10 protein-coding genes are annotated in these 7,389 nt (G+C 69.0%); 7 read left to right on the forward strand and 3 right to left on the reverse strand.

The genetic code is table 11. The features are described from left to right. The 3 genes from VFZ20_RS19690 to VFZ20_RS19700 all read right to left on the reverse strand — a co-directional run. Positions 1-308 (reverse strand): hypothetical protein (locus tag VFZ20_RS19690; protein ID WP_329685644.1); only part of this gene is annotated, 308 nt, incomplete at its 3' end. 4 nt (positions 309-312) lie between these two features. Further along, positions 313-1,014 carry an N-acetylmuramoyl-L-alanine amidase gene (locus tag VFZ20_RS19695; RefSeq protein WP_329685645.1) on the reverse strand — a complete coding sequence of 234 codons (702 nt, stop codon included), beginning with the start codon at positions 1,012-1,014 and terminating at the stop codon, positions 313-315. Between the two features lie 159 nt (positions 1,015-1,173). Beyond that, positions 1,174-1,635, reverse strand: a complete 462-nt coding sequence (locus VFZ20_RS19700) for a hypothetical protein (protein WP_329685646.1) — start codon at positions 1,633-1,635, stop codon at positions 1,174-1,176. A 2,481-nt stretch (positions 1,636-4,116) separates the two neighbouring features. On the opposite strand from VFZ20_RS19700, the gene VFZ20_RS19705 reads away from it, so the two are divergent. The 7 genes from VFZ20_RS19705 to VFZ20_RS19735 all read left to right on the forward strand — a co-directional run. Then, the gene (locus VFZ20_RS19705) at positions 4,117-4,389 is read left to right on the forward strand and encodes a hypothetical protein (protein ID WP_329685647.1); all 273 of its coding nucleotides are present in this window, start codon (positions 4,117-4,119) and stop codon (positions 4,387-4,389) included. 2 nt (positions 4,390-4,391) lie between these two features. Beyond that, on the forward strand, positions 4,392-5,243 hold the full coding sequence (locus VFZ20_RS19710; protein ID WP_329685648.1) for a hypothetical protein: 852 nt from the start codon (positions 4,392-4,394) through the stop codon (positions 5,241-5,243). Positions 5,244-5,245: 2 nt separating this feature from the next. Further along, positions 5,246-6,076, forward strand: a complete 831-nt coding sequence (locus tag VFZ20_RS19715; RefSeq protein WP_329685649.1) for a hypothetical protein — start codon at positions 5,246-5,248, stop codon at positions 6,074-6,076. Then, positions 6,073-6,699: a hypothetical protein gene (locus VFZ20_RS19720; protein WP_329685650.1), complete on the forward strand. Its 627-nt coding sequence runs from the start codon at positions 6,073-6,075 to the stop codon at positions 6,697-6,699. Before VFZ20_RS19715 ends, VFZ20_RS19720 begins: the two co-directional genes overlap by 4 nt. Further along, complete coding sequence (locus VFZ20_RS19725; protein ID WP_329685651.1) at positions 6,692-6,895, forward strand: hypothetical protein; 204 nt, start codon at positions 6,692-6,694, stop codon at positions 6,893-6,895. Before VFZ20_RS19720 ends, VFZ20_RS19725 begins: the two co-directional genes overlap by 8 nt. Beyond that, a complete protein-coding gene (locus tag VFZ20_RS19730) occupies positions 6,896-7,066 on the forward strand; it encodes a hypothetical protein (protein ID WP_329685652.1) in 171 nt (56 codons plus the stop codon). A gap of 69 nt (positions 7,067-7,135) precedes the next feature. Continuing rightward, a partial coding sequence (locus VFZ20_RS19735; RefSeq protein ID WP_329685653.1) for a hypothetical protein occupies positions 7,136-7,389 on the forward strand: 254 nt, incomplete at its 3' end.

Consider the following 7,389-nt stretch of genomic DNA (forward strand, 5'->3'; position numbering starts at 1 on the left):
CGGAACGCCACCGTCCGCTGCCGCGGCGTCATGGCGGCGTAGAGCCCCGCCTCGTCCACGGTCCGGCTCTCCGCCTGCACGAGCGTCACGTGCATCCCGGGCTCGCCCGCCGCCGAGCCGTCCCACTCGCGCGCCTCGCGCAGCACGAGCTCGCCGACGATGCGCGCCTGGGTCCCCGAGGCGATCGCGCGGCAGCGGCCCTCCAGGCGCTTGGCCTTCTCGAAGCGCTCCGTCTCCTTGAGGATGTCCCGGTCGGAGAGCCGCTCCTGGGCGCCGTCCGCCTGCTGCTTCCCCTTCTTCTTGCCCATGGCGCTACCAGTCGGCGAACGGGTGGATCCACCGGCAGATGCCGAGGGCGATCGCGTCCGAGAGCGCGCGCCGGTACCCGTCGTCCAGGAGCCGCTCGCGCGCGGCCGGGCTGGTGAGGAAGTCCAGCTCCACCAGGACGGCGGGCATCTGCGTCTCGCGCAGCACGAGCAGCCGGCGGTACCCGTTCGTCTTGCCGAACCGGGCACGCACCGCCTCGTCCTTCTTCTCCCAGGACAGGTCGGGGCGGAGCGTCTCGATGTGGGCGCGGGCCGCCTGCGTGTACCCGCAGTGGACCGACTGGTCGGGGAAGACGAGCGGGGCGCGAGGAAGGCCCATGATCCCCGCGGCGACCGCGCGGACGATCGACGCGCCGAGCCGCGCGCCCTTCTCCGAGCCGCGCGCGTGGAAGACCTGGAACCCTTCCGCCGCGGGGCTCCCGCTCGCGTTGCAGTGCAGCGAGACGAACGCCTCTGCCCCGGGCTTGGCGTTGGCCAGGCGCACCCGCTCCTGGAGGGAGAGCGACAGGTTCTCGCCCGTGCGCGTGGACCATGTCGACACACCGCGCGCGGCCAGTGCGCGCGCCAGCTCCGACGCATAGAGCAGCGCCACGTCCGACTCGTTGTGTCCGCCGGCGCTCGCGCCGCGGTCGATGCCGGGAAGGCCGTCGGGGCGCGCGCCGCCGTGGCCAGGGTCCAGGATGATCATCAGCGCGTCAGGGTGGAGCTGCGTGGATGAACGCAGGGGAGGAACCGGCGGGAGGCGGGGACAGCGGACAACAAAAGGGGCCTCGCGGTTCTGCGAGGCCCAACGTTAAGCGCCGTGTGGACGGCGTGTGAGAAACTGGGGAAACCTGCGAAAGGAGTTTTACGGGAGCGTGGGCGGGGGCTCGAAGGTGATGGAGATCACCCGCGCGGACGCCGGGCCGGGCGGCAGCAGCGTGTAGTCGCTAAGACGCTCCACGGTGCCTCCGCTCACCCCTTCGCGCACGAACAGCTTCTCGGCCGAGGCGTCGGCGGAACCGCCGCGGCTCTTCACCTCGAGCACCATGGACTCCACGTCGGAGGTGCCGAGATTGGCAACGGTCCCCATGATGAACTTTCCAGCGAGCCCGAGATCCTGGACGTTCAACGTGAAGATCAGGGAGTCCTCGAAGGCGGCGGAGCGGACGACGTTCTGCGCCTCGCGGACTGCAGTGTAGGCGAGCGCCGACTGCAGGAGGTCGGGATAACGTGCGGAAAGCTCCAGCACTTCAGTGGCTACCGACGCACGCCGGCTCACGAGCGTGTGCAGCCGCTGGTCATGCAGCTCGTCTCCCAGGACAGCCACCCGACTTCCTGCCTGTGCGTAAGCAGCGCTTGCGTTCCCGGCCGTCGAAGTGTCAGCCCTCCCGACGCCGTCGCAGCCGCCTACGCTGGTGAGTCCCGCGAGAAGGACCACAGCGGAAACATGCAGAGGAGCTTGGCATCTGCGGTTGAACGAGTATACTGTCTCCCCAGTCATCTGTCGCTAATTGCCCTCCCTTCGGAAACCCTTGTCATGAGGTTTGGTTCGCCAATGAAAGCTGCTACTGATCGCGGTACCGTCGGCTCGTCCGGTGGAAGGACGGGCAAGACTAGCCGCACCGGCAGGCTCTGTATGGCCTTCCTGCTGCTCGGGGCACTGAGCTCGTGCGGGCCGGGCTCTGAATCTTCTCCCACGACCGCTAGCCCTCACAACGCGCGGCCAGCCGCCACTGCCGATTCGATTGCCGAGCCGCAGCCGAAACCACCGGTGCCGGCCGGTGGAGGGGCCACGACTAGCTCCGACACCTCCGGCCGCGGGGGGCCGATCGGCTCAGGCACGTAAGCTACTCGTCCCGGGCTGCAGCGACGACCCTGCGCAGCTCTTGTCGTTCGCGGCGCGAAGGCCCGCGAGTTCGCTCTCGAGTCTTCGCGCCAGTTCGTCCCACCGGGCCGCGACCGATTCAGGCAACGGCTTCACCGCCGCTGGCGAGGTGCGCCTTCGGGCGCCCTCCAGAAGAGTGCGTGCGCGTAGCTCTATGTCGACTTGGCCACGCCGCGCCGCCTCCTCAGCAGCACAAAGAGCCGCTGATTCGCCAGTTTTCCACCGCCCTAGTACCAGATCGGCCTGCGCTAAAGACAGGTACCCGCGTGGCACCGAGTCCTCAGCTTCGGCCTGAAGCAACAGCGCTTCAAGTACTCGCCGCGACTCCTCCCACGCGACCACATCCCCCGCCCCAGCGCTCGCAACAACGAGGTTCCCGAGCGCGTGAATCCGGTCCGCTTCGGAATGCACCATCGCATGAAGGTGACGGAGGACCGGAAGAGCACGGAGGTGGTACCCGAGGGTGATCAACGCCCACGCGACGTCGTGTACAAACCATAAGAATGGCTGCGAGCTACGGTCGTAGTGCACTAGCGCGCGTTCGGCTAACGAGACCGCGCTGGCGTACTGTCCCGCGTCCACCTCGATCGTAAACGCATCGTGGAGCGTTAGCGGCAGCTGTCCGTTGAGCGATGCGTCGCGTTCAATAACACGTAGAGCGCGCGCGCTGCACCGCCGAGCACGAGGAAACCGCCCCTGGTGGTACTCTACCGTCGCAAGCGCAGTCCAGCTGCGTGCAACAGTCATTAGATCAGCTTCCGCCTCCCCCATCTTCGCAGCACGGCGCAGGAGCGTCGCTGCGAGCGGATAGTTGGCGGCATTGCGAGCGTCGCGGCCGAGCTGGTACACCTCCGAGGCTGGAACCGACTTCGGCCTTGCGAGGGGAATCGCCGCGGCTTCACAGAGAAGTAGGTTCCAGTTCCGGTCGAACCAGCGGGGGTTAACCGCTCGGACACAACTGGGCTCCTCTTGTATGTGGTAGAAGGCGCCGACGGTCGCGAAAAGATCGGCAGCACAAGCAGCCGAAAGCGCATGCCCTCCCCAAACGCGCGCGACCTCTCGTAGCGCCAACCAGACCACGGCTGGCTCACTGAGAGACGCCCTAACGACGAGGTCCCGCCCAACACTTCCGGGGCTCGCCCCAAGACGAAGGACGGGGAAGCAGGCTGGTGTTATATCCTCGCGAACGACCGAGAGGTTCGCGGCGTCGAGAAGCAGCCAGACGTCCGCGGGCCGAAGCTTGGTCAGCCCAAAGCTGGGCACCCGCCGTTGAGCCTTACGAACGAGCCTCCGGGCTAGTAATGCGGGGGTCACCAGTTTTTCCTGCGTGGGCATTCGTGAGTCTCTCGTGCCGGGCCATTAGGTGTTTCTGATACGCTGCAGCCAGGTCCCACTCCGCCGGGTCCGTCACATCAGCCTGGAGGACCCTGTTCGTGAATGCCAGGACAATGTCTTTATATGACAGCGTCCCACCCACCGTGACAAGAGCTTCCGCTTCAGCGAACTCTCGGACTATCCGCTCGACTACACTCGACTCGGACGGCTCAAGCGTTTGTGCCCCTCCATCCCCTTCTCTCCGCCCGCCGCCACCTACACGAGCCTGCTGCTGCTGAGCGGCCCAAGCTTCCAGCACGAGAAGCGTGGACATGTACGGCACAGCTCCCCCCAGTAGCTGGTGGAGAGTCTGAGGCTTAACGCCGTTGCCGATCTCAGCAGCTAGCTCCGCTAAGCTTCGCCCTGCTCGCTCGTTGGCATAGCGGACGAGCTCCCGGAGACGCGTCGCTTTCTCGACGCGTTCTTTCGTATGTCCCGGCACTTAGTCTTGATATCCTTGACGAAGCCGACCCAAAGGGTTTATACTCTTGATAGTCACGGGTTATACGCATCGCCCGTATCAAGACTACAACCTAGGGGCACGCGGGGATGGAGATCAAGCCTGTCGTTGTGGAAGTGACGGAATCCGAGCTTCGGAATGAGCGACTGAGCACCGCCCGGGTCGCGGAGATCCTCGAGTACCAGAACCACGACAGCGTCCGGCAGGCCGCCCTGCGCGGCGCATTCGAGCGGGTGGGCCGGGGCTTCTACAAGCTCGATTCCGTCCTGAGCTATCGGCAGCGGCAGCAGCAAGCCCGCCCGGTGTCCCGCGGTGCCACGACTGCCGCCGGGCGGCAGTCCAGGAAGGCGAAAACCCAGTGAACATGCCGACGCTCGTTCAGCGCGACTGCCGCCCGGCGGCACTTCCCTCCACTCTGGACAGCCTCCTGGCGGGCGTTCCGGAGGAGAGCCGCGGCGTCTTCGCCCTCGTCCACGAGGTGGGCCAGGCGCAGGCCTTCAACCTGGTGCGTGCGTTCGCGGACGCGTCGATGCTGAGCAAGCTCGCGCGGATCAAGGAGGAGGGCTCCTACGCGGCGCTGGGCCTCACCTGGGAGCAGTTCTGCCGGGCGCTCGGCACGACCAGGAGCACGATGGACGAGCGGCTGGCGGAGGCGGAGCAGCTGGGCTCGGACTTCATCGAGCTGGCGGCCGAGCTGGGCCTGAACCGGCAGACGCGGCGTGCGCTGCGGGCCGCGGCGCCGGAGCAGCTGCCGCGGCTCGAGGACGGCAGCTGGACGTTCCCGGACGGGCGCGTGGTGCCGGTCGACGCGGACCACCAGGCCGAGCTGCGCGAGGCGATGGAGGATCTGGCCGAGCAGATCGCGGCGCTCAACGAGCAGCTGCGGCTCGGGCAGGAGCAGCACAAGGCGTCGGTGGACGAGGTGATGGAGCTCACCACGCGCCTGGCGGAGGTGGAGAAGCGCGACGAGGTGACGCGCCTGTCCCCGGCAGAGCGGCTGTTCCGCGAGGCGTTCCGCGCGCTGCGCGAGTTCGCGGACGGGGTGTCGGTGCACCGGCCGGAGTCCGCGGACGTGGAGCGGTGGGCGCGCATGCTCAACCAGGAGATGCGGCCGGTGCTCGACTACGCTCTCGCGGGGCAGACGCTCGCGGAGCTGGAGAAGGCGGAGCTCGAGGCGCTGGTCGCCGAGCTCGAACCCCACACGGAGGGTTTCTGATCATGATCCACGCGGAAATGGGGCAGCTGCTGGATGCGGAGTACGAGCGCCACAGCGCGCTGAAGACGGACTTCCTGACGCTCCTGGGCCGGCTGGCCTACGACGAGCCCGACGCCGCGGCGCGGCTGCTGGCGACCCTGCAGAAGGGTCCCGAGGGTCCCGTGTACGGGGACAAGGGTCAGTCCTACGCCCGCGTCGCCGAGGAGCTGGGGAAGTGGATCGAGTTCGCGGCCCCGCTCCAGGTGCACGCGAAGGCGAACTCCCAGCCCGACCTGGTCGAGCCGGGGACCGCCCACGCGTACCCCGCGCTCGCGCGCCTGGACGCGCGCGCGGGGGAGCTGACGGCGCTGGTGATCGACGGCGTGGAGGACGCCTGGGAGAAGGGCGTCGACAAGGACAAGCTGCGGGACCACGTCTGGGCGCTGCTCGCCGGCGAGCCGGCACGTGAGCGTGTGTTCGACCCCTGGACGCCGGCCGAGACGGTGGAGCAGGTGGAGCTCGCGGTCGCGCGCTGGCGCGCCGAGGACGACGCGCGGTGGGCGGCCGAGCAGCAGAAGCAGCAGGCGACGCATCGCGCCACCCCCCGCCAGGAGGACGAGGCTGCCGGCGCCGAAGACTACGCCTCCTTCCTTGCCTGGCTGGAAACCCTCAAGACCCCCGCGACGCAGGCAGCGGCTGATGCCGCCCCCGGGGAGGAGGTGGCGGGTTCCGCCGAGTCGGTGTCCGCGCCCCGCCCGCGTTCGCGCGGGCCGCGCGCGTCCAACGCCGCGGCTCTCCTTGAGGAACGCACCCGCTCGGAGCTGCCGGCGCGCCGCGCCCGGAGGGTCGCGTGAGCACCGCGCGCGCCCAGGCCGGCGGCGATCATCCCCGAGAGCTGGTTCTCCCCGCCGGTGCCACCGTGGCCAGCTGGGAGCTGGGCCGCGTCGGGTGCACGATCGAGGCGGACCCGTTCGGACCGGCAGGCGCGTTCGCGGCCCAGGCGCTCCACTTCGACACGGGCTGCGCGGTCCACCTGGAGGGCCCCCGCGTCGGCGACAACGCGTGGACGCGTGCCGCCCTCGGCGCCGCCGCCGCGCTGCTGGCGGACCCGCGCCTGGACTCGCGGGAGGACTCGCCCCAGGAGCAGACCTACGAGGGATACTGGGCGACGATCAGCCCGCTCCTCGTAGCCGCCAGCGCCGACTTCCGGGCCGCGCGCGGGGCGGCAATGCCCGACGAGGCGGCCGCGCTCAAGGTGATGTACCACGCGTTCGAGCGCCTGGCGGAGCTCGGCTGGCGCCGGGGCCTGATCGGCGCCCCGCGCGACGGCCGCTCGTTCGAGGCGATCGAGCCCGGCTCCACGGGTGTCCACCCCTGCCACTACGCCTGCGGCAACTTCTACGTGGGCAGCGGGACCTTCGTCGCGCCGTCCCACCCCATCATGTGGCGCCCGGCCCGGGAGGCATCCCGTGGCTGAGCGCCTGGTCGCCGCGCCCTGCCCGACGTGCGCCGGCAGCGGGCGGGCGTTCCTCCCCGGCTTCTCGCAGACCCTCAGCTGCCCGACCTGCGACGGCACCTGCCGCACGCTCGTCGTGCCGCGCGAGGCGCCGGGCACCGACCGCGCCGGCGCCGCCCGCGCGGGGATCCATCCACAACAGCACGGAGAAGACTGAATGCACCACAAGCAGCAGCTCAGGGTGGGCGACATCCGGGTGGCGTCGTTCACGGTCGGAGGCGGCGGCGTGGCGCCGTCCACCACCGCGACGGCGGATACCTGCCTCTCGGCGGTCACCTGCAGCGGGACCTGCTCCCCGGCCTGGTGCCCGGTCCCGACCGGCGCGTGAGCGTGTGTGTGAGCTCGCCGCTCGGCCCCTTACAAAAACTTCGCTCTCAACACGGGAAAGGCACCCAGGATGAAGAAGCTCAAGCTGGAGGACCTGCTGGTGGTCTCTTTCGCCACGGCGGAGGCCCAAGCCTCCCGCGGCACCGTCGAGGCCCGCGCCGACACGGAGAACACCTGCGTCAACCTTTCATGCGACTACAACTGCCAGACACACATGGTCTTCCACGGCTGTACGACGGCCATGTGTGCACCGTCGTTCGATCCTGCCGCCGCGAGCTGCGCGGCCTCCTGTGCCGGTACATGCCAGGCATCCTGCGCCAACAC

Source organism: Longimicrobium sp., from assembly GCF_036280135.1.
In the GTDB taxonomy this organism is placed as follows: Bacteria; Gemmatimonadota; Gemmatimonadetes; order Longimicrobiales; family Longimicrobiaceae; genus Longimicrobium.

What these genes read in the sequence shown, in the direction of transcription:
- VFZ20_RS19730 (WP_329685652.1), top strand. Translation starts at nt 6,896, where the DNA reads ATGCACCACAAGCAGCAGCTCAGGGTGGGCGACATCCGGGTGGCGTCG.
- VFZ20_RS19715 (WP_329685649.1), top strand. Translation starts at nt 5,246, where the DNA reads ATGATCCACGCGGAAATGGGGCAGCTGCTGGATGCGGAGTACGAGCGC.
- VFZ20_RS19705 (WP_329685647.1), top strand. Translation starts at nt 4,117, where the DNA reads ATGGAGATCAAGCCTGTCGTTGTGGAAGTGACGGAATCCGAGCTTCGG.
- VFZ20_RS19710 (WP_329685648.1), top strand. Translation starts at nt 4,392, where the DNA reads ATGCCGACGCTCGTTCAGCGCGACTGCCGCCCGGCGGCACTTCCCTCC.
- VFZ20_RS19695 (WP_329685645.1), bottom strand. Translation starts at nt 1,014, where the DNA reads ATGATCATCCTGGACCCTGGCCACGGCGGCGCGCGCCCCGACGGCCTT.